The sequence below is a fragment of the Stenotrophomonas sp. LC732 genome, assembly GCF_052446685.1.
Lineage (GTDB): Bacteria > Pseudomonadota > Gammaproteobacteria > Xanthomonadales > Xanthomonadaceae > Stenotrophomonas > Stenotrophomonas muris.
Map to the genome: position 1 here is coordinate 524,667 of NZ_CP199214.1, position 19,742 is coordinate 544,408.

Sequence of the window (19,742 nt, forward strand, 5' to 3'; positions counted from 1 at the left end):
GTTCGCCGCGTCCTTTTTATTTGGTTCTGCATTGCCCTTGTAGAGCCGAGCCATGCTCGGCTCCGAGCAAGCGAAGCGCGCGACCCGCTGTTGCTCTTCTTTCTTTCTTCCGTGGCGGGTGGCCACCGGAAACTGTCAGAGGGCGGGCGGGTTGGGTTCGCGGGAGTGTCTGATCTGGCCCCCCGTCAGCGGACGCCAAGAAGCGATACTTTGATCGCACTTGGAGGTCCCTTATGTCCCGTATCACCCGTCGTAGCTATACCGATGAGTTCAAGCACCAAGCCGTGGAGCTGGCCGAGTCGCTCGGGCCGGCCGCAGCGGCCCGTCAGTTGGAGATGTCGGTCAAGACGCTGGCAAATTGGCTTGACGCGGTCCGTGCTGGCCGGTCGTTGACCTCTGAGGCTCGCAGGCCAGCCACCGACCTGGAAAGCGAGATCAGCCGCCTTCGGGCCGAGAACGCCAATCTGAAGATGGAGCGGGAAATCCTAAAAAAAGCGGCGGCGTTCTTTGCCAGAGAGTCCAAGTGAGGTACGCCTTCGTCGCCAGTCAAAGGACTCAGTACCCGACCAGGTTGTTGTGTCGGGTTCTTGGGGTTTCTGTCTCTGGATTCCATGACTACCTGCACCGGCAGTGTGCCCAAACGTGCGATGTCGATTTGGCCCTCCGTACCGAGCTTCGGGCCATTCATGTGACCAGCAGGCGCAGTTATGGGCGACGTCGGCTGGTCAGGGCCTTACGAGCCAGGAATCATCCAGTCGGCCACAAGCGCGTGGCACGGTTAATGGCCGAGGAGCGAATCCAGGGCAAGGCCAAAGGCCGATTCCGACCCAAGTCCTCTGGCGGCTCATCTCAGCTCGCCCCCAACCTGCTGGATCGGCAATTTGCCCCCGGAACCGGACCGACGGCGTGGGTCGGGGATATCACGTATGTCCCTACCCGCCAGGGATGGCTGCATCTGGCCGTGGTCATCAGCGTCCAGACCCGGCAGGTGCTGGGCTACAGCGTTTCCACGCGTCTGACTGAAGAGCTGGTGGTGAAAGCATTTGCCAATGCTTGGGCTCTGCATCCACAACGACCCGGCCTGATCTTCCATTCAGATCGTGGTGGGCAGTACTGGGGAAACGAGTTTCGCCAGCTGCTGCAGTCCCATGGCGTGGTCCAAAGCATGAGCCGGCCTGGCAATTGCTGGGACAACGCGGTGGCCGAGAGCTTCTTTGCGACGCTCAAGACAGAAGAGGCTGCCGAGCCTTACGCCAGTAGAGAACAAGCCAGCCAGTCCATCGCTGCTTACATCCACGGCTTCTACAATCCAGCCCGGCTACACTCGGCGCTGGGCTACCACTCGCCTAACAACTACGCCCGGCAGCTCCGGACTGCCGCCTGAAACGGCTTCATGGCGTCCGTTTTCAGGGGGCCAGATCAGTCCGCCGCATGGATGCGGCGGCCAAGCCTCCAGGGATGGATTCACGGCGTCTCCCGCGAACCCAACCCGCCCGACCCAGCGCGGCTTTTTGCTCTTTGCGACCAACCGACCTGCCACGAGGGGCTCAGCCGTTGGCCGGAATCCTCACAGTGCCGCGCGGATCCGCTCGCGCAGTGCTTCCAGATCCTTGGCAAACGCATCGATACCGGTCGCCAGCTTCTCGGTCGCCATCGGATCGGCCGCCAAATCCGCCGCGAACTTCGCCGCATCGATCGGGGGCACCGCCGCGCCATCAGCGGCACCGGCCACCAGCTTGCGCGGCAGCGCGCCGTGGTCGGCGTCCAGCTTCTCCAGCAGGTCCGGCGAAATGGTCAGGCGGTCGCAGCCGGCCAGCGCTTCGATCTGTGCGGTCGAACGGAACGAGGCGCCCATCACCACCGTCTTCGAACCGCGGCGCTTGAATTCGGCATAGACGCCGCGCACGAACTTCACGCCCGGGTCTTCGTCGATGCTGGCCGGGGTCTGGCCGTTGGCCACGTACCAGTCCAGGATGCGGCCGACGAACGGGGAGATCAGGAACGCGCCGGCCTCGCTGCAGGCCAGCGCCTGGGTCGGGTTGAAGATCAGGGTCAGGTTGCAGTCGATGCCTTCGGCCTGCAGGATGCGCGCGGCTTCCACGCCTTCCCAGGTCGCGGCGATCTTGATCAGGATCTTCTCGCGCGGCACGCCGGCATCGGCGTACATCTGGATGAACTGGCGGGCCTTGGCCACGGTGGCGGCGGTGTCGTGGGCCTGGTCGGCGTCCACTTCGGTGGACACGCGGCCCGGCACCAGCGTGCTCAGCAGCGCGCCGACGCCGATGGTCAGGCGGTCGGCCACGGCGTGCACCACGGCTTCGCGGTCGCCGGCCTGCTGGCGGCCCCAGGCCAGTTCGCGTTCGATCAGTTCGGCGTAGACCGGCAGGTCCAGCGCCTTCTTCACCAGGGTCGGGTTGGTGGTGCAGTCCACCGGCTGCAGGCGCTTGATCGCCTCGTAGTCACCGGTATCGGCAACGACCACGGACAGTTCGCGCAGCTGGGACAGTTTGGACGGGGTACTCATTACGGCTCCTGGTGCAAGGGGATCGAATCGCGCGCGGTGCGCAGCGGTAATCAGGGGCGGTCGTTGTGGACCGCGGTCACGCGCAGGCGCAGCTTGCGGCCGCCGGGCGCGTTCCAGTCGATGCTCTGGCCGATGGCCAGGCCGAGCAGGGCACTGCCGACCGGGGCCAGCACGGAGACCTTGCCTTCATCGACATTGGCTTCGCGGGGGAAGACCAGGGTCAGGACGTGCTTTTCGCCCGACACTTCATCTTCGCACTCCACGCGCGAATGCATCATGACGATGCCTTCGGGAATCTGGTCCGGTGCCAGCACGGTGGCCCGGTTGAGTTCTTCAGCAAGCGCGAGCGCGGCAGGCGTCTGGCTCAGCGCAGGGGATTCGAGCATGGCGTCCAGGCGGTCCATGTCGAAGGTAGAAACGGTGATCGACGGCGGCAGGCCGCTGGCGGTGTTCATGGTGAAGCTCCTTGGTTGAAAGCCATGCAAAAGGCGGCACCTGCTGGCGCCGCCTGTCTGTATTGTGGGGACAAATGCGGCCGGAATCGACTCCTGCCGATTCCGGGCCGGTGCTGCGGGGGCTCAGCCGTTCAGCGCGGGGCCGGGCAGGGCCGGTGCATCGCTGCCGGCATCGAGCGCCTCCAGCGTGAACAGTGCCTGCGGCAGGCGCTTGAACTGGTCGGCCAGCTCCATCAGGAAGTCGTTCATGGCCGAGCTGCGGCGCCAGATCATGGCGATGCGGCGGCTGGGACGGCCTTCGCCGGTGAAATCGAGCAGGCGGATGTTGTTCGAGCGCGGCACCGGCGGCTGCACCGACAGGCTCGGCAGCAGGGTGATGCCGACGTCGGCGGCGACCATCTGCCGCAGGGTTTCCAGGCTGGTGGCGCGGAATTCGGACTTCTCGTTGGCGCCGAACAGTCGGCAGACTTCCAGCGCCTGGTCGCGCAGGCAATGCCCGTCTTCCAGCAGCAGCAGCTTCTGCGTGGCCAGTTCCTGCACGTCCAGGTGTTCGCGACGGGCCAGCGGGTGGCGCCCGGACACGGCCAGCAGGAACGGTTCCTCGAACAGGAATTCGGCATGCAGCTGGTCGTCGATCACCGGCAGGGCCAGCAGTGCGGCGTCGAGCTTGCCTTCGCGCAGGCGGTCCAGCAGCACGTCGCTCTTTTCCTCGACCAGCAGCAGTTCCAGCTCCGGGAAGCGCTCGCGGATGCGCGGGATCACATGCGGCAGCAGGTACGGGCCGAGGGTCGGGAAGATGCCCAGGCGCACCGTGCCGGCTTCCGGATCGCGGCTGCGTCGCGCCGCCTCCTTCAGCTGTTCCACTTCGGACACGATCACCCGCGCCCGTGCCGCCGCTTCCTGGCCGGCCGGGGTCAGCATCACCTTGCGCGGTGCGCGTTCCACCAGCGGCAGGCCCAGCTCTTCTTCCAGCTTGCGGATCTGCGTCGACAGCGTGGGCTGGCTGACGAAGCAGGAGGCGGCAGCCCGGCCGAAATGCTTGTGGTCGGCCAGGGCTACCAGGTACTTCAGATCACGTAGGTTCATCCTTACACCCCAGGGGTAACGGACCGGCTGACGGCGTGGTTACCCGACAGGCAGACAATGTTCCCGGTGATCTGGGAACGGTGGATCAGGCTGCTTCAGCAACGGCACCGCTGCTGTTGCTCACCGACGAGCGGATCAGGTGGTCGAACGCACTCAGTGCGGCGGTCGAGCCGGCGCCCATGGCAATGATGATCTGCTTGTAGGGCACCGTCGTGCAATCGCCAGCGGCGAACACGCCCGGCAGGTTGGTCTGGCCGCGGTCGTCGATGACGATCTCGCCGCGCGGCGACAGCGCCACCACATCCTTCAGCCACTCGGTGTTGGGCAGCAGGCCGATCTGCACGAAGATGCCTTCCAGCTCGACGCGGTGGGCATCGCCGCCGACGCGGTCCTTGTAGACCAGGCCGGTGACGCGGCTGCCGTCGCCCAGCACTTCAGTGGTCTGCGCGCTGGTCAGCACGGTCACGTTGCCCAGGCTGCGCAGCTTCTTCTGCAGCACTTCATCGGCGCGCAGGCTGGAATCGAACTCCAGCAGGGTTACATGCGACACGATGCCGGCCAGGTCGATGGCTGCTTCCACGCCGGAGTTGCCGCCGCCGATCACCGCCACGCGCTTGCCCTTGAACAGCGGGCCATCGCAGTGCGGGCAGTACGCCACGCCCTTGTTGCGGTACTGGTCTTCGCCCGGCACGTTCATCTGCCGCCAGCGCGCGCCGGTGGACAGGATCACCGAACGCGACTTCAATACCGCGCCGTTTTCCAGCTGCACCTGCACCAGGCCGTCTTCGCCGGCCGGCACCAGCGCACTGGCGCGCTGCAGGTTCATGATGTCCACCTCGTACTCGCGCACGTGCTGCTCCAGCGCCGTGGCCAGCTTGGGGCCCTCGGTCTCCTTCACCGAAATGAAGTTCTCGATCGCCATGGTGTCCAGCACCTGGCCACCGAAACGCTCGGCGGCGATACCGGTACGGATGCCCTTGCGTGCGGCGTAGATCGCCGCTGCAGCGCCGGCCGGGCCACCGCCCACCACCAGCACGTCGAAGGCGTCCTTGGCGGCGATCTTCTCGGCATCGCGCTTGCCGGCGTTGGTGTCCAGCTTGGCCACGATCTGCTCGAGGGTCATGCGGCCCTGGTCGAAGATTTCACCGTTGAGGTACACGGTCGGCACCGACATGATCTCGCGCTTCTCGACTTCGTCCTGGAACAGGGCGCCATCGATGGCCACGTGCTGGATGCGCGGGTTGAGCACCGCGGCCAGGTTCAGCGCCTGCACCACGTCCGGGCAGTTCTGGCAGGACAGCGAGAAGTAGGTCTCGAACCGGTAGTCGCCTTCCAGGTTCTGCACCTGCTCGATCAGCTCGGCAGTGGCCTTGGACGGGTGCCCGCCGACCTGCAGCAGCGCCAGCACCAGCGAGGTGAACTCGTGGCCCATCGGCAGGCCGGCGAAGGTCAGGTGGATGTCCTGGCCCGGGGTGCCCAGGTCGAAGGACGGCACGCGGCCCTGGCCATCGCGCAGCACCTGCAGCGAGATCTTGTCCGACAGGCTGTCCAGGGTCTGCAGCAGTTCCAGCATTTCCTGCGACTTGGCGCCGTCGTCGGCGTGCGCGGTGATCTGGATCGGGCGGGTCACGCGCTCCAGATAGGTCTTCAGCTGCGACTGCAGGTTGGCGTCCAACATCGGTCTTCTCCTGGCTTCAGGCAAACAGAGGGCGTGGCACCGCTGTACAAGGTAGCGGACCAGCTGGGGGTAGGGGTGAACCCAAGACAGCGACCGTGGAAGGGGCTGGCTGGCCAAGGCGGGCGAGCGTTGGCTGTCTTGGGTTCACCCCCACGCCGGCGGGGGGACCGGCACGGGGATGAAGGGCGCGCCGCGGCGTGGGGCCACGGCAGGCCGGTACTGCCTTAGATCTTGCCGACCAGGTCCAGCGACGGGGTCAGGGTCTTCTCGCCTTCCTTCCACTTGGCCGGGCAGACCTGGTTCGGGTTGGCGGCGGTGAACTGGGCAGCCTTCAGCTTGCGCAGGGTCTCGGACACGTCACGGGCGATCTCGTTGGAGTGGATCTCCAGGGTCTTGATCACGCCTTCCGGGTTGATGATGAAGGTGCCGCGCAGGGCCAGGCCTTCTTCCGGAATGTGCACGCCGAAAGCGTTGGTCAGCTGGTGGGTCGGGTCACCGACCAGCGGGAACTGGGCCTTGCCGACGGCCGGCGAGGTCTCGTGCCACACTTTGTGCGAGAAGTGGGTATCGGTGGTGACGATGTAGACCTCGGCGCCGGCCTTCTTGAACTCGGCGTAGTGGTCAGCTGCGTCCTCGATCTCGGTCGGGCAGTTGAAGGTGAAGGCGGCCGGCATGAAGATCAGGACGGACCACTGGCCCTTCAGGCTGGCGTCGGAAACCTTGATGAACTCGCCGTTGTGGTAAGCGTTGGCTTCGAACGGCTGGATCTGGGTGTTGATGAGGGACATCATTTTTCCTCTTGGTGAAGGGGAGTGGGTGAATCGACAGGAGCTAGGTTACCCATTCGCTGGCGATAAGAACAATGCATTGATTGCATCTATTTGATAGATGGAGTCTATCAAAATGCACTGAGCAGGCACTGAACCCGGCCGCTTTCATCCTGCAACTGACTGTGTGACAAGGAAAATCTCGCCGGACCGCTGCCTGGGGCCGATAGCCCCTCCTTATCCCGTCCGGCGGAACCTGAACGGATTCCGATTTTGTAGAGCCGAGCCCGCGCTCGGCTGCTCCAGAAGCAGCCGAGCGCGGGCTCGGCTCTACAATTGCGGAATGTCTTTCCAAACCGAACCCACCCTGCGCCAGATCGTGGCCGAGGCCAGTGTCCGCCTCGGCAGCGTCGAAGCCCGCCATGAGGCGGAGCTGCTGCTGCTGCATGTGCTGGAACGCCCACGCAGTTGGCTGTTCGCGCATGCCACCGATCCGCTGGCCGCCGCCGACCAGGCCGCCTTCGAGACGCTGTTGGCCCGCCGCGTGGCCGGCGAGCCGGTCGCCTACCTGACCGGCCGCCGCGGATTCTGGACGCTGGATCTGGAGGTCGATCCGGCCACGCTGATCCCGCGCCCGGAGACCGAACTGCTGGTCGAGCTGGCGCTGGAACGCCTGCCGCAGGACCGTGCGCTGCGCCTGGCTGACCTGGGCACCGGCAGCGGCGCGATCGCCTTGGCGCTGGCCAGCGAGCGGCCACAGGCACAGGTGCTGGCCACCGATGCCAGCCCGGGTGCGCTGGCCGTGGCCGCGCGCAATGCTGCGCGCCATGAACTGCGCAACGTCCGCTTCGCCGAGGGCGGGCACGATTGGTACGCGCCGTTGCAGGGCATGCGCTTCGACCTGATTGCGAGCAATCCGCCGTACATCGCCAGCGACGACCCGCACCTGCGACAGGGCGACCTGCGCTTCGAACCGGCCTCCGCGCTGGCGTCCGGTGTGGACGGCCTGGATGACATCCGCCGCATCATCGACGGCGGCCAGGCGCATCTGCTGCCCGGTGGCTGGTTGCTGATCGAGCACGGATGGGACCAGGGCGCGGCGATCCGCGCGCTGTTCGACGCCGCCGGTTTTGCCGAGGTGCAGACCGTGCAGGACCTGGAGCAGCGCGACCGCATCACCCTGGGCCGGCGACCGGCCTAGAATGGGGGTTCTCCTGCCCCGGCAGGGCATCACCCTGGAGCTGCAAGCATGCGTACGCTGTACCCCGCCATCACCCCCTACGACGTCGGCACCCTGAAGGTCGACGACCGCCACACGCTGTATTTCGAACAGTGCGGCAACCCGGACGGCAAGCCGGTGGTGATGCTGCACGGTGGCCCGGGCGGTGGTTGCAGCGACAAGATGCGCCAGTTCCATGACCCGTCCAAGTACCGCATCATCCTGTTCGACCAGCGTGGTGCGGGTCGATCCACCCCGCACGCGGACCTGGTGGACAACACCACCTGGGACCTGGTCGCCGATATCGAGAAGCTGCGCGAGCACCTGAAGGTCGATCGCTGGCAGGTGTTCGGTGGCAGCTGGGGCTCGACCCTGGCCCTGGCCTATGCCGAGACCCATCCGCAGCGCGTGACCGAACTGGTCCTGCGCGGCATCTTCATGCTGCGCCGCTGGGAGCTGGAATGGTTCTACCAGGAAGGCGCCAACCGCCTGTTCCCGGATGCGTGGGAGCATTACCTGAAGCCGATCCCGTCGGTGGAGCGGCATGACCTGATCTCGGCCTTCCACCGCCGCCTGACCAGCGACGACGAAACCACCCGCCTGGAAGCCGCCAAGGCGTGGGCGGTGTGGGAAGGCGCGACCAGTTTCCTGCACGTCGATGACGACTTCATCAACAGCCACGAAGACCCGCACTTCGCCCTGGCCTTCGCCCGCATCGAGAACCACTACTTCGTCAACGGTGGCTTCTTCGAGGTGGAAGACCAGCTGCTGCGCGACGCGCACCGCATCGCCGACATCCCGGGCGTGATCGTGCATGGCCGCTACGACGTGGTCTGCCCGCTGGCCAACGCCTGGGACCTGACCAAGGTGTGGCCGAAGGCGAAGCTGGAAATCACCCCGGCCTCGGGCCATTCGGCGTTCGAAGCCGAGAACGTGGACGCGCTGGTGCGCGCCACCGATAGCTTCGCCTGATCGGTAGTGCCGGCCGCTGGCCGGCAATGCCTTGCCGGTCCGTTTCGCCGCCGCCCGATGTGGCTCGCCGGCCAGCGGCCGGCGCTACCGGATAGCCAAGGCCTCGGGACATTCGGCGTTCGAAGCCGAGAACGTGGACGCGCTGGTGCGCGCCACCGATAGCTTCGCCTGATCGGTAGTGCCGGCCGCTGGCCGGCAACGCCTTGCCGGGTCGTTTCGCCGCCGCCCGATGTGGCTCGCCGGCCAGCGGCCGGCGCTACCGGATACCCAAGGGTTCTGACGCGCCGAAACCTTCATCCACGCATGGCGTGGATTTACCAATCCCCGGCCAGCAACGCGTCGGCCAGCACCTGCAGCTTCGGCGAGTGCTGGCGCGACGGTGGGTAGATCAGCGACAGCGCGCGGCTGCGGCCTTCAAGCGGCTGCAGCACGCGTTGCAGGCGGCCGTCAGCCAGCGCGTCGGCCACCGCGAAATCCATCACCTGCACGATGCCGATGCCGGCGATGGCCGCTTCCACCAGCGGATCGCCACTGTCGAACACCATCCGCGTCGGTGGGGTGAACTCGCGCAGTTGGCCCTCCTGCAGAAACTGCCAGTCCACCATCCGGCCACTGCGCAGGTTGCGCACCGCCAGGCACGCGTGGTCCCGCAGCGCGGCCACATCGTCCGGTGCGCCACAGCGGGCCAGATACGCGGGGCTGGCCACCGTCACCCAGCGCAGCGGACGCAGCGGGCGCGCGACGATGCGCTGGTCGGCGATGACGCCGGTGCGCAGGGCGGCATCGAAACCTTCCTCGACCAGATCGACCAGACGGTCACTGAGCACGGCCTCCACCTGCAGTTGCGGGTGCTGTTGCAGCAACGGCGCCAGCAGCGGTACCAGCACCTTGCGCCCGAACATCGAGGGCGCGCTGATCTTCAGGGTGCCCGCGGGCGTGCAGGGACGGTCGGCCAACTGGCGTTCGGCATCCTCCAGGCCACACAGCAGCGGTGCCACCTGATCGACGAACTGGCGGCCATCCGGGGTCAGCGCCACGTTGCGGGTGTTCCGCTGCAGCAGCTTCACCCCCAGCGTGGCCTCCAGCCGGCCGATCGCGCGCGACAGGCCGGACTGGCTCAGGCCCAGCTGCCCGGCGGCGACGGTGAAACTGCGGGCTTCGGCCACCTGCACCAGCATGCGCACTGCATTGAGGTCCATCGAGGTTCCATTCATGATGAAAATCATGACAGATATGGCTGGCAGGGGGTTTATTGATTCGGTCGCATCAATGAGACTGCGCTCCCCCACCGAACCAGACCGCCGATGCCTCCCCTCAAGTACCCGCGCTGGGCGCTGACCCTGCTGGCCACTGCCCAGCTGATCATCGCCCTGGATGCCACCATCATCTTCGTCGCCCTGCACGACATGGGCCGCGCGCTGCAGATCAACGCGCAGCAGCTGCAGTGGGTGGTCAGTGCCTACACCGTGGCGTTCGGCGGCAGCCTGCTGCTGGGCGGGCGCGCCGCCGACCTGATCGGCCGCCGCCGCTTCTACCGGCTGGGCATGCTGCTGTTCGCGCTGGCGTCGCTGTTCGGCGCGCTGGCGCCGAATGCCACCCTGTTGATCATCGCGCGCGCGGCGCAGGGCATCGGTGCCGCGTTGCTGTTCCCGGCCACGCTGGCGCTGATCAACACGTTGTATGCGGAAGGCCCGGTGCGCAACCGCGCACTGGCGATCTGGAGCATGGCCAGTGCGGTCGGCCTGGCGCTGGGCACGCTGCTCGGTGGCGTGCTGACCCAGGCGTTCGGCTGGCCGGCGGTGCTGGCGGTGATCGTTCCGCTGGCCACCGCCTGTGCAGTCGCGGCCGGCGCGTGGTTGCCGGCCGATGGCCCGCGTGTGCAGGGCCGTTCCTTCGATCTGGCCGGTTGCCTCACCGTCACCGCCGGCGGCAGCCTGCTGGTCACCACCCTGGTGCAAGGGCCGGAGTGGGGCTGGACGGCCCGGGCCACGCTCATCTGCCTGCTGCTTTCGGCCGTACTGTTGACGGTGTTCGTACAGATCGAAAAACGCAGCCGTGACCCGCTGATGCAGTTTGCGCTGCTGCGCCTGCCCGGCCTGCGCGCGGCACTCGGCCTGACCTTCGCCTTCATGAGCAGCTATGGCGTGCAGTACTACTTCCTGGCGCTCTACTTCCAGGATGGTTACGGCTGGAGCCCGCTGCAGGCCGGCATGGCCTTCCTGCTGCCGACCGTGGTGTGCACCTTCGGCATCCGCATTGCCGAACGCATGCTGCGGCGCCGTTCGCCACGGCAGGTGCTGGCCTGGGGCTTCGCGGCCGGTGCCATCGGCATCACTGCGGTGGCGCTGGCGATGCCGCATGGCGCCGGTTACTGGCCGCTGCTGCCGGGCATCGTGGTGCTCAGCGTGGGCCAGGGCATGAGCTGGACGGCGATGTGGATCGTGGCCGGGCAGGGCGTGCCGGGGCCGCAGCAGGGTGTGGCGTCCGGCATGGCCGCCACCGCACAGCAGATCGGCGGCGCGTTGGGACTGGCGGTACTGGTGATGGTGGCCAACGCCGCGCGCGGCACGCAGGAGGCAACCAGCCCTGATGCGCTGCAGGGCATGGTCAATGCGCAGTACGGCGCCGCGCTGTTCGCCGCGCTCGGCGTGGTGATCGCGCTGGGCCTGCGCCCGGCGCCGGTCGAATCGGCTACTGCCGTCTGCCCGGTCAACGAGGCATGATTGAAGGCGCTGCCGTAGGTGGATGTGCCACGCCTGCGGTGGTGCCGGCCGCTGGCCGGCAACCTCGGGGTGGTTGGATCATTGAGGTTGCCGGCCAGCGGCCGGCACTACCGATACGGGATGGAACCACGCGCGTTCAACCCAGCGCCAGCAGCTCCGGTTGCAGCGCGCTGAAGATCCGCGCCAGCCGCTCCGCCCACGCCTGCTGCCCGGCGGCATCGGCGATCAGGTCCTGGCGGATCTCCAGTTCCACGTGCACCAGGCCTCGCCCTTCTCCATGCACGGGTACCGCGTAGTCGCTGGTACTGCTGACCGAATACGGTTCGTTGTCACCCACCACCAGGTCGCCTTCATCGCGCAGTGCCTGCAGCAGTGCATGCGCAAAGCGCGTGTCCTGGTGGTACAGCACGCCGGCGTGCCACGGCCGCTGCGTGCCGTTCATGACTGGCGTGAAGCTGTGCATCATCACCAGCAGGGTGGGGCGGCCGCCATCGCGGCGTGCATCCAGTTCCGCGTCGACGCGCGCATGGTAGGGCGCGTGGATCGCATCGATGCGTTGCTGGCGCTGTGCCGCTGACAGCCCGGCATTGCCCGGGACCACGGTGTGGTCGCTCACTTCCGGAATCAGCGTCGGCGAGGCCAGCGGGCGGTTGCAGTCGATCAGCAGCCGCGAATAGGTCTGTTCGATCGCCCATGCATCCAGCCGTTCGGCCAGTGCGCGGGTGGTGCCGGCGATGCCGATGTCCCAGCCGATATGGCGGTCCAGCTCGGCCTGGGCCAGGCCGAGCCCGGTCAGCGCGCGTGGCACCTGCTGGCCGGCGTGATCGGCCAGCAGCAGGTACGGCGAGGCGCCCTGCGGCCGGTGGAGGGTATAGATCGCCGGGTCGTCGGCGCCCAGCAGCGCCGGCAGTACGTGCAGATCGGCGTCAGCCACGCGGGCGCCCGTCCAGGTGGTGCTCGATCATCCACAGGCCCGCCCACAGTTTGGCATCCAGCTCATAGCCTTCGCCCATCTTCTGCACCAGCCAGGCCGCCGCCTGCGCGCGCGGAATCTCGTGCACGGTGATGTCTTCGCTGTCATCGCCGCCACCTTCGCCGATCCGGCGCAGGCCGGTGGCGCGTACGAAGGCGATCTTCTCGCTGCTGGCGCCGGAGGACGTCGGGCCGATCATCAGCACTTCGGCGTGATCGGCGGTCCAGCCGGTTTCTTCTTCCAGCTCGCGCACGGCCGAGACTTCGATCGATTCGCCGGCGTGGATGTCGCCGACCAGGCCGGCCGGCATCTCGATGGTGGGGGCCTGCAGCGGCACGCGGAACTGTTCGACGAACAGCACCTTGTCCTCCGGGGTCACCGCGATGATGATCGCGGCCAGGCCACCGGCATGGGTACGTTCGCTGTATTCCCAGGTGCCGCGTACCAGCATGCGCTGGTACTTGCCTTCATAGACGACACGCGGGGCTTCGGTGTTGCGCTGGCTCATGCGGGCTCGCTGTGGGTGGGAAGAATATCGGGTACGCCGGCGGCATCGAACAGCCGGCGGCGGGTCATCGGGCCGAAGCGCAGGGTCTGGCACAGGCCGCCGAGCAGCTCTGGGTCGGCGGTCTGGCGCAGCAGGCCGGGTTGGCTGCCTTCCAGCGGCGCGTCCAGCGCGATGGTGGTCAGCTGGCGCCAGAGCAGGGCGTGCTCGCGCTGCTCACGCAGGCGCACCGCCATCTGGGCGGCACCGCGCAGGCGCAGGAACGGCACTTCGTCCAGGCGTTCGTACAGCGCATCCAAGCTACCGAAATGGGCCAGCAGCACGGCGGCGGACTTGCCGCCGACACCACTGACACCGGGAATGTTGTCCACCGCATCGCCGCACAGCGCCAGGTAATCGGCAATCTGGTGCGCGTGCACGCCGTGCCGTGCCTTCACGCCGGCCACGTCCCAGCGCTGGTTGCGGGCGTAGTCCCACTGTTCGTCGTGATCCAGCAGCAGCTGCGACAGGTCCTTGTCGGCGGAGATGATCACCCCGCGATGGCTGCCGCGGTGCACGTGCAGTGCGCTGCCGATCAGGTCGTCGGCTTCGTAGTCGTGGTGGGCGAGGACGGCAAGGCCCAACGCCGCGCACAGCGCCTTGCAGTGCACGAACTGGCGCTTGAGCGCTTCCGGTGCCGGATCACGGTTGGCCTTGTAGGCCGGATACAGGCGGTGGCGGAAGCCGCTGTCGAGCGCTTCGTCGAAGGCAATGGCGATGTGCCGCGGGCGCTCGCGCTCCAGCAGGTCCAGCAGGAAGCGGGCGAAGCCGTGCACAGCATTGGTCGGCCAGCCCTGCGCGTCCTGGAACTGGTCCGGCAGCGAGTGCCAGGCGCGGAACACGTAGATGCTGGCATCGACCAGGTACAGCGACGGCGGCGGTGCCGGCAGGGTCATGCCGGCGGCGTCCAGTCCTGCAGCAGGGTCGCTGGGTCGGGGCGCTCGCGCTCGGGCACGTCGGCCTTGGCGGTGCCGATGTGGATGAAGCCGGCGATGCGTTCACCCTCGACCAGGCCCAGATGGGCCTGCACGACCGGATCGAAGGCCATCCAGGCCGTCAGCCACTGTGCGCCGAAGCCAAGCGCCTGCGCGGCCTGCAGCAGGGCGAAGCAGACGCAGCCGGCGGTCATCAGCTGTTCCTGTTCTGGCACCTTCGGGTCCGGGCGTGGGCTGGCGACCACCACGATCACCAGCGGGGCGTGGCTGAAACGCTGGCGGTCCTTCTCGAACACGGCCTCGCCGGCATGCGGGTCGCGCTGGCGGCTGCGCTTGGCCAGGAAGTCGCCCAGAGTGTGACGTGCATCGCCGGCGATCTTCAGGAAGCGGAACGGCACGCGCTTGCCGTGGTCGGGCACGCGCACGGCCGACGCCAGCATCCGCTGCAGGGTGGCCGGGTCCGGGCCGGGCTCGCCCAGTTGCCGCGAAGGCACTGAGCGGCGGGCATCCAGGGCGAGCAGGGCAGCGGGGTCGGGCATGGAGTCTGAACCGGTCATCACGGGTGTTTGATTATAGTCGGGGTGGTCAATGACGCCGTCTGTGTCGCGTCCGGCCCCTGAATACCAAACTGTGATGAACATCATGCCACTGGCGGGAAACGGACAGCCGCTTCCCCTCGCCTCGTGGGCCTTGCACGGCTTACGATACCCCTCTTGCCGGGCCGCCGGTCATGAGGTTTGAAGTGAGGACTGTTTCACTGTCCGTGACGGGCTGGCCGGCCTACCATCGACGTTCCGGTACATGGGGTGTGCCGGTCGTCGCGATGTCCATGCTGTCTGTCGTACCAGAGAAGGTGGGGAGCCTTCCCGAATGATGAGCGTGCCCACACCGATGGGATCGCCGGGCCGTGACCCGGCCCAGCTCCAGCTTGCCCGGGACATGGTCCTGCCCGCGCTGTGCCAGGCCTTCGGGGCCGCACTGGCGCGATTCGACGATGCCCTGTTCGACCGCGCCGGCAATGCCGGCTCGTCGCAGTTGCTGTTCCTGGACGCGATGCGCGAACTGCGCCGCCGCCGTGAGGAGATCGCTGCCGCCTTCGCCGGCCACCTGCAGCAGGCGTGGGCCGCATTGGCGGCCGGGGAGCCGCTGTCGGCCGAGGCGACCCTGTCCGGGCCGGCCGAGGATGGCCTGAGCCTGCTGGCCGAACACGTACTGGAATCGCGGTTGGCGGTGCGCAATTTCGCCACCGTGCTGCTGCGCGACTTCAAGCCGGTGCTGGCGCGGCTGGACCGCCGCCTGGGCCGGTTGATCGGCGGCGTGGAACTGGACGCCGACCACAATCCCATCAGCCCCGAACATCTGGGCGTGGCCATCCACGAGGCCTTTGCCGGCTGCGAACTGGCCCCGGAAGTGCATCTGGTGCTGATCAAGCTGTGCGAGCGCGACCTGCGTGCACCGGTCGGCCGCATCTACGAGAAGCTGGACGAGCAGCTGGCCGCAGCCGGCGTGATGTCGCAGATGGGGGCTCCGCAGCGCCCACAACCACCGGCACCGGATCCGCGCATGACCGGGATGCTGGATGACCTGGTCGAGCATCGCCACGGCGCGGGCGTCGATCCGGGGTTCAGCGATGACGAGCAGGCCGCACCGGCCTGGGCGCAGCGCTTTGCCGCCCGCTGGTCCGAGCGCCGCGGGCATATGCAGCAGCACCTGGGCGGCGATGATGGCGCCGCCGGCGAGGCCTACGCCGGCCAGCAAGGCATGCTGCTGGAAGCGTTGCACGAACTGCTGCAGCAGACCCGCCATGTGCGTGAGGACGCCACGTCTGCGGCACAGGTGGCGGTCGGCCAGCAGCGCCCGCTCAGCCAGCGCGAAATGATGTCGGTGCTGTCGCTGCTGCAGGCCACGCCGAGCGCGACGCTGCGTGCAGCCATCGGCGAGGACGGCGAATCGCTGGCGCAGCGGCTGAAGAGCGAAGTGCTGTCCAGCGCCACCCAGCTCGGCGTCGATCCGGGCCAGACCCGGCTGGACCCGCAGGATGAGGATGCCATCGACCTGGTCGGCATGCTGTTCGACGTGATGCTGGACGAACGTGAACTGGAAGGCCGCTCGCGCGAACTGATCGGCCGCCTGGTCGTGCCTTTCGTCAAGGTCGCCATGCTCGACCGCCGCATGTTCGTGCAGAAGACCCATCCGGCGCGCAAGCTGCTCAATTCGCTGGCCGAGGCCTGCGAGGGCAACACCGGCGAGAGCCAGGCCGAGCGCATGCTGATGGCCAAGGTCGAGGAGATCATCGAGCGCCTGGTGGCCGAGTTCAACGAGAACCTGGCGATCTTCCTGACCCTGGAAGAAGAATTCCGCGAGTTCCTGGTGCAGCATCGCCGCCGCGTGGAAATCGCCGAGCGCCGTGCCGCGGAGACGCAGCGTGGGCAGGAAAAGCTGGAGATGGCCCGCAGCCGGGCCAGCGCGGAACTGGATCGTCGCATCGGTGATGCCACCCTTCCGCCGGCCATTGCCGAGTTCCTGCGCCAGCCCTGGCAGCACCACCTGACCCTGGCGCTGCTGCGCGAGGGCGAAGAAGGCGCGTCGGTGGCCGAGGCACTGAGCCTCGGCGACGGCCTGCTGGAGGAAGTGGCCGAGGCACGCCGGCAGATTGTCGGCAAGCCATGGCTGCAGGCCTGGCAGCCGGTGCTGGCCAAGGTGTTTGCCAGCGTCGGTGTGCACGGCGATGCGGCTACCGGTGCGATCGACGCCCTGCACGACACGTTGCAGGGCATCGCCGAGTCGCGGCCGGAACTGCAGCGCGCGCTGCCCGAGCTGCCGCAGGTCGCGCTGCCGGCACCGCCGGTGGCCGAATCGCCAGCGGTGGAACTCAGCGGGCAGATCGATGCCGACGATTTCGACAACGCCGATGCCGACCGCTTCCGACGCATGGAAATCGGCAACTGGTTGGACTTCGTCGACAAGGACGGCAAGGTCCAGGCGGGCAAGCTGTCCTGGGTCAGCCCGATTTCCTCGCGCCTGCTGTTCGTCAACCGTCGCGGCGTGCGCTTCTGCGTGGCCTCGCCAGAAGAGCTGGCGGTGATGGTGCGGCTCGGCCGCCTGCGTGCCCACGTTGACGATGGCGCCTTCGACAGCGCCATGCAGGGCGTGATCGACCGCCTCGACCCGGGCAGCACCACCCTGCACTGAGTGCTGGCTGCCTGCTAGGATCGGGAAAACTCACCGATCAGCGGGGACCTGCATGGCCGTGGCGTTGCTGGGGATCAAGGAGACCGCGCCGGGTGAACGGCGCGTGGCGTTGACACCGGAAACCGCGCGCAAGCTCGGTGCCCTCGGCATTACGGTCTGGTACGAGGCCGGTGCCGGGCTGGCCGCCGGCTTCACCGATGCCGCCTATGACGACGCCGGCGCACGTGTCTTCGACGCGGGCCGCTGGGCCGAGATCGATATCCTGCTGTGCGTGCAGGCACCTCCTGCGACGGTGCTGGAGCAGCTCAGGCCCGGTGCCAGCGTGGTTGGCCTGCTGGCACCGGCCAACGATCCGGCGCTGGCCGCGCTGGCGGCCGATGATCGCCTGCAGCTGTTCCCGCTGCAGCAGCTGCCGCGCACCACCCGCGCGCAGGCGATGGATGTACTCAGTTCGCAGGCCGGCATGGCCGGCTACAAGGCAGCGCTGATTGCCGCCGAACGCGCGCCGCGCTTCTTCCCGATGCTGACCACCGCCGCTGGCACCGTGCGGCCGGCCAAGGTGCTGGTGATCGGTGCCGGCGTGGCGGGCCTGCAGGCCATCGCCACCGCGCGGCGCCTCGGTGCACAGGTGGAAGGTTTCGATGTGCGCCCGGAAACCCGCGAGCAGATCCAGTCACTGGGTGCGCGCTTCCTCGATCTTGGCGTGAGCGCGACCGGTGAAGGCGGCTACGCGCGTGCGTTGACCGACGAGGAGCGCGCCGAGCAGCAGCGTCGGCTGGCCGACCACCTGCGCAGCGTGGACGTGGTGATCTGCACGGCTGCCGTACCCGGTCGGCCGGCGCCGACCATCGTGACCGCCGCGATGGTGGAGGGCATGGCCACCGGCAGCGTCATTGTCGATCTGGCGGCCGAGAGCGGCGGCAACTGTGCACTGACCCAGCCGGGGCACTGCATCGAACACCAGGGCGTGACCATCGATGGTCCGCTGGGCCTGGCCAGTCGCGGCGCGACCCAGGCCAGTGAGATGTATGCGCGCAACCTGCTCAACTTCGTTGCGCTGTTCGTGCACGAGGGGCGGCTCGGTTTCGACTGGGACGACGAGCTGCTGGCAAAGACGCGCTGGCAGGCATGAATGACGTGGGGTCAGATCCCTTTGCCTTTGGCAAAGGGATCTGACCCCGATCTCCCGCAATCTGCCAGGGGTCGGATCCCTTTGCGTCAGCAAAGGGCTCTGACCCCGTTCCCCGGGGCCTTACCGCGGCTTCGCCGGCGGCGGGTTGTCGCGCACCCAGTCCCGGCGCTGCTCCGGCGTCATCTGCGACCAGCGCTCGCGCAGCGCGTCGCGCTGTGCCGGCGGCATGTTGCGCATCTGCCCGAACAGGGCGCGTGCCTGTTCACGCTGTTCCGGGCTCATGTGCTCGAAGCGGCGCAGGCCGCGGCGGGCCTTGTCGCGCTCCTCCGGGCTCATCGATTGCCAGCGCTGGCCGTGCGAGAGCATGCGCTGGCGCTGGCCGGCATCAGCGCTGTTCCAACGGTCGCGCAGCGGCGCCAGCAGGGACTCTCGCTGGGATTCGCTCAATTGCTCCCACGCAGGCAATGGCGCGACCGGTGCGGCAGGGGCGGGCGTGGCGTTCTGCGCCAGCGCCGGAACGGCCGGCAGCAGCGCCAGGGTCAACAGCAGTGGCAGGGCAAGCAGTCGGGACATGATTTACTCCATCGCCAGGTCGGTATCGCCCAGCCACAGGTACAGATCGGGATTCTCGTCGTAGAGCGCGCCGTTGTCTTCCACTGACGCAAGCACGGGGTCCGGCGGCGGACCCGCAAGCGTGCCATGGCCGGTGAACTGCAGGCCGATGCCCAGTGCAACCACCAGTGAGCAGGCGCTGGCCAGCCACCAGCGCCAGCGCCCACGATGGGTGGTGGCCGTGGCGCCGTGGCGAGCTTGGCGCAGCCGGGCCAGCGTTGCCGGCGACAGCGCCTGCAGCGACTGCGCGTGCAGGCGGCGCAGGGTGTCATCGGAAGGCAGGGAGCGGTTCACGGGTGGGTCTCCAGGTAGTCCTGCAGCGCCTGCCGGGCGCGTGCCAGATGGGTTTTTACCGCGCCTTCGCTGCAGCCCATGGCGCGGGCGGTGGTGGCCCCGTCCAGGTCCTGCAGCACGCGCAGGGTGAAGGCCTCGCGCTGGCGGGCGGGCAGGGTGCGCAACGCGTCCACCAGCTGCTGGTACTGCTGGCGCTGCTCATGTGCCTGTGCCGGGTCCGGGCCGGGATCGGCCCAGTCGATCTCGCCGCCTTCCGCGTCCTGGTTGTCGCGCCAGAACGGCAGGCGGAAGCGGCGCCGCCGCTGCAGGTCGATCACCCGGCGGCGCAGGATGCTCCAGAACAGCGGCGCCCATTCGGCGGCCGGCTTGTCGGTGTAATCCAGCATGCGCAGCAGCGCGTCCTGCACCGCATCCATGGCGTCTTCGCGCTGGCGCAGGCCGGCCTCGGCGAAGCGGAACGCACGCGGGCCGACGCTGGCCAGGAATGCCTCCAGCGATGCCGGCAGGGCATCGGTCTCGGCGCTCGGGGGGGCGGGGCTGCTCACCAGCACAGGGTACGGTTCCTCGCTCGGGGTCACCATCGACAACGCGTGAGCGGCGCTCCGGTTGACGCCGGGTGCGCGCCGGGTTCAGCCC

The 19,742-nt window shown here is 67.8% G+C and carries 20 protein-coding genes; 7 read left to right on the forward strand and 13 right to left on the reverse strand.

What is annotated here, in order from left to right; genetic code table 11:
* Positions 1–233 precede the first annotated feature (233 nt).
* Complete coding sequence (locus ACT6SE_RS02440) at positions 234–527, forward strand: transposase (RefSeq protein WP_006388655.1); 294 nt, start codon at positions 234–236, stop codon at positions 525–527.
* Positions 524–1,384 (forward strand): IS3 family transposase, encoded by an 861-nt coding sequence (locus ACT6SE_RS02445; RefSeq protein ID WP_046429951.1) that lies wholly within the window; start codon positions 524–526, stop codon positions 1,382–1,384. The genes ACT6SE_RS02440 and ACT6SE_RS02445 overlap by 4 nt, the downstream gene beginning before the upstream one ends.
* A gap of 183 nt (positions 1,385–1,567) precedes the next feature.
* On the opposite strand, the gene ACT6SE_RS02450 is transcribed toward ACT6SE_RS02445, so the two are convergent.
* The 5 genes from ACT6SE_RS02450 to ahpC all read right to left on the reverse strand — a co-directional run bounded on the left by ACT6SE_RS02450 (position 1,568) and on the right by ahpC (position 6,531).
* A complete protein-coding gene (locus tag ACT6SE_RS02450; RefSeq protein WP_032956985.1) occupies positions 1,568–2,524 on the reverse strand; it encodes a transaldolase in 957 nt (318 codons plus the stop codon).
* A 50-nt stretch (positions 2,525–2,574) separates the two neighbouring features.
* Positions 2,575–2,979, reverse strand: a complete 405-nt coding sequence (gene rnk / locus ACT6SE_RS02455; RefSeq protein ID WP_014036052.1) for a nucleoside diphosphate kinase regulator — start codon at positions 2,977–2,979, stop codon at positions 2,575–2,577.
* A gap of 123 nt (positions 2,980–3,102) precedes the next feature.
* Positions 3,103–4,065 (reverse strand): LysR substrate-binding domain-containing protein, encoded by a 963-nt coding sequence (locus ACT6SE_RS02460; protein WP_014646003.1) that lies wholly within the window; start codon positions 4,063–4,065, stop codon positions 3,103–3,105.
* 85 nt (positions 4,066–4,150) lie between these two features.
* Entirely contained in the window at positions 4,151–5,743 is a 1,593-nt protein-coding gene (gene ahpF, locus ACT6SE_RS02465) for an alkyl hydroperoxide reductase subunit F (protein WP_014646004.1), read from the reverse strand.
* Between the two features lie 224 nt (positions 5,744–5,967).
* Positions 5,968–6,531, reverse strand: a complete 564-nt coding sequence (gene ahpC, locus ACT6SE_RS02470) for an alkyl hydroperoxide reductase subunit C (RefSeq protein WP_005408159.1) — start codon at positions 6,529–6,531, stop codon at positions 5,968–5,970.
* A 322-nt stretch (positions 6,532–6,853) separates the two neighbouring features.
* Here ahpC and prmC point away from each other — a divergent pair, with 322 nt between their 5' ends.
* Positions 6,854–7,711 (forward strand): peptide chain release factor N(5)-glutamine methyltransferase, encoded by an 858-nt coding sequence (gene prmC / locus ACT6SE_RS02475; RefSeq protein WP_046429016.1) that lies wholly within the window; start codon positions 6,854–6,856, stop codon positions 7,709–7,711.
* A 48-nt stretch (positions 7,712–7,759) separates the two neighbouring features.
* A complete protein-coding gene (gene pip, locus ACT6SE_RS02480; RefSeq protein ID WP_014646006.1) occupies positions 7,760–8,701 on the forward strand; it encodes a prolyl aminopeptidase in 942 nt (313 codons plus the stop codon).
* A 314-nt stretch (positions 8,702–9,015) separates the two neighbouring features.
* On the opposite strand, the gene ACT6SE_RS02485 is transcribed toward pip, so the two are convergent.
* The gene (locus ACT6SE_RS02485) at positions 9,016–9,900 is read right to left on the reverse strand and encodes a LysR family transcriptional regulator (RefSeq protein WP_046429018.1); all 885 of its coding nucleotides are present in this window, start codon (positions 9,898–9,900) and stop codon (positions 9,016–9,018) included.
* A 105-nt stretch (positions 9,901–10,005) separates the two neighbouring features.
* On the opposite strand from ACT6SE_RS02485, the gene ACT6SE_RS02490 reads away from it, so the two are divergent.
* Positions 10,006–11,424: an MFS transporter gene (locus ACT6SE_RS02490; protein WP_046429020.1), complete on the forward strand. Its 1,419-nt coding sequence runs from the start codon at positions 10,006–10,008 to the stop codon at positions 11,422–11,424.
* A 136-nt stretch (positions 11,425–11,560) separates the two neighbouring features.
* Here ACT6SE_RS02490 and ACT6SE_RS02495 read toward each other — a convergent pair whose 3' ends face one another.
* The 4 genes from ACT6SE_RS02495 to ACT6SE_RS02510 are packed head-to-tail and all read right to left on the reverse strand — an operon-like array spanning position 11,561 to position 14,415.
* Complete coding sequence (locus ACT6SE_RS02495) at positions 11,561–12,358, reverse strand: N-formylglutamate amidohydrolase (RefSeq protein WP_046429023.1); 798 nt, start codon at positions 12,356–12,358, stop codon at positions 11,561–11,563.
* Positions 12,351–12,905 carry an NUDIX hydrolase gene (locus tag ACT6SE_RS02500; RefSeq protein WP_024957736.1) on the reverse strand — a complete coding sequence of 185 codons (555 nt, stop codon included), beginning with the start codon at positions 12,903–12,905 and terminating at the stop codon, positions 12,351–12,353. Before ACT6SE_RS02500 ends, ACT6SE_RS02495 begins: the two co-directional genes overlap by 8 nt.
* Positions 12,902–13,837: a 5'-3' exonuclease gene (locus ACT6SE_RS02505; RefSeq protein ID WP_046429027.1), complete on the reverse strand. Its 936-nt coding sequence runs from the start codon at positions 13,835–13,837 to the stop codon at positions 12,902–12,904. The genes ACT6SE_RS02500 and ACT6SE_RS02505 overlap by 4 nt, the downstream gene beginning before the upstream one ends.
* A complete protein-coding gene (locus ACT6SE_RS02510; RefSeq protein WP_014646012.1) occupies positions 13,834–14,415 on the reverse strand; it encodes a nitroreductase family protein in 582 nt (193 codons plus the stop codon). Before ACT6SE_RS02510 ends, ACT6SE_RS02505 begins: the two co-directional genes overlap by 4 nt.
* A gap of 331 nt (positions 14,416–14,746) precedes the next feature.
* Here ACT6SE_RS02510 and ACT6SE_RS02515 point away from each other — a divergent pair, with 331 nt between their 5' ends.
* Together ACT6SE_RS02515 and ACT6SE_RS02520 are read left to right on the forward strand one after the other, a co-directional pair.
* Entirely contained in the window at positions 14,747–17,068 is a 2,322-nt protein-coding gene (locus tag ACT6SE_RS02515; RefSeq protein ID WP_032956973.1) for a DUF1631 domain-containing protein, read from the forward strand.
* A gap of 52 nt (positions 17,069–17,120) precedes the next feature.
* Entirely contained in the window at positions 17,121–18,200 is a 1,080-nt protein-coding gene (locus tag ACT6SE_RS02520) for an NAD(P) transhydrogenase subunit alpha (RefSeq protein ID WP_046429030.1), read from the forward strand.
* A 120-nt stretch (positions 18,201–18,320) separates the two neighbouring features.
* Here ACT6SE_RS02520 and ACT6SE_RS02525 read toward each other — a convergent pair whose 3' ends face one another.
* The 3 genes from ACT6SE_RS02525 to ACT6SE_RS02535 are packed head-to-tail and all read right to left on the reverse strand — an operon-like array spanning position 18,321 to position 19,687.
* Positions 18,321–18,773 (reverse strand): DUF3106 domain-containing protein, encoded by a 453-nt coding sequence (locus ACT6SE_RS02525; protein ID WP_014646015.1) that lies wholly within the window; start codon positions 18,771–18,773, stop codon positions 18,321–18,323.
* Positions 18,774–18,776: 3 nt separating this feature from the next.
* A complete protein-coding gene (locus tag ACT6SE_RS02530; protein ID WP_032956964.1) occupies positions 18,777–19,106 on the reverse strand; it encodes a membrane protein in 330 nt (109 codons plus the stop codon).
* Positions 19,103–19,687: an RNA polymerase sigma factor gene (locus ACT6SE_RS02535; protein ID WP_080052964.1), complete on the reverse strand. Its 585-nt coding sequence runs from the start codon at positions 19,685–19,687 to the stop codon at positions 19,103–19,105. Before ACT6SE_RS02535 ends, ACT6SE_RS02530 begins: the two co-directional genes overlap by 4 nt.
* Positions 19,688–19,742: the final 55 nt, after the last annotated feature.

What these genes read in the sequence shown, in the direction of transcription:
- ahpF (WP_014646004.1), bottom strand. Translation starts at nt 5,743, where the DNA reads ATGTTGGACGCCAACCTGCAGTCGCAGCTGAAGACCTATCTGGAGCGC.
- pip (WP_014646006.1), top strand. Translation starts at nt 7,760, where the DNA reads ATGCGTACGCTGTACCCCGCCATCACCCCCTACGACGTCGGCACCCTG.
- ACT6SE_RS02485 (WP_046429018.1), bottom strand. Translation starts at nt 9,900, where the DNA reads ATGGACCTCAATGCAGTGCGCATGCTGGTGCAGGTGGCCGAAGCCCGC.
- ACT6SE_RS02525 (WP_014646015.1), bottom strand. Translation starts at nt 18,773, where the DNA reads ATGTCCCGACTGCTTGCCCTGCCACTGCTGTTGACCCTGGCGCTGCTG.
- ahpC (WP_005408159.1), bottom strand. Translation starts at nt 6,531, where the DNA reads ATGTCCCTCATCAACACCCAGATCCAGCCGTTCGAAGCCAACGCTTAC.
- ACT6SE_RS02515 (WP_032956973.1), top strand. Translation starts at nt 14,747, where the DNA reads ATGATGAGCGTGCCCACACCGATGGGATCGCCGGGCCGTGACCCGGCC.
- ACT6SE_RS02490 (WP_046429020.1), top strand. Translation starts at nt 10,006, where the DNA reads ATGCCTCCCCTCAAGTACCCGCGCTGGGCGCTGACCCTGCTGGCCACT.
- ACT6SE_RS02510 (WP_014646012.1), bottom strand. Translation starts at nt 14,415, where the DNA reads ATGCCCGACCCCGCTGCCCTGCTCGCCCTGGATGCCCGCCGCTCAGTG.
- ACT6SE_RS02440 (WP_006388655.1), top strand. Translation starts at nt 234, where the DNA reads ATGTCCCGTATCACCCGTCGTAGCTATACCGATGAGTTCAAGCACCAA.
- ACT6SE_RS02520 (WP_046429030.1), top strand. Translation starts at nt 17,121, where the DNA reads ATGGCCGTGGCGTTGCTGGGGATCAAGGAGACCGCGCCGGGTGAACGG.
- ACT6SE_RS02505 (WP_046429027.1), bottom strand. Translation starts at nt 13,837, where the DNA reads ATGACCCTGCCGGCACCGCCGCCGTCGCTGTACCTGGTCGATGCCAGC.
- ACT6SE_RS02500 (WP_024957736.1), bottom strand. Translation starts at nt 12,905, where the DNA reads ATGAGCCAGCGCAACACCGAAGCCCCGCGTGTCGTCTATGAAGGCAAG.
- rnk (WP_014036052.1), bottom strand. Translation starts at nt 2,979, where the DNA reads ATGAACACCGCCAGCGGCCTGCCGCCGTCGATCACCGTTTCTACCTTC.
- ACT6SE_RS02535 (WP_080052964.1), bottom strand. Translation starts at nt 19,687, where the DNA reads ATGGTGACCCCGAGCGAGGAACCGTACCCTGTGCTGGTGAGCAGCCCC.
- prmC (WP_046429016.1), top strand. Translation starts at nt 6,854, where the DNA reads ATGTCTTTCCAAACCGAACCCACCCTGCGCCAGATCGTGGCCGAGGCC.
- ACT6SE_RS02450 (WP_032956985.1), bottom strand. Translation starts at nt 2,524, where the DNA reads ATGAGTACCCCGTCCAAACTGTCCCAGCTGCGCGAACTGTCCGTGGTC.
- ACT6SE_RS02460 (WP_014646003.1), bottom strand. Translation starts at nt 4,065, where the DNA reads ATGAACCTACGTGATCTGAAGTACCTGGTAGCCCTGGCCGACCACAAG.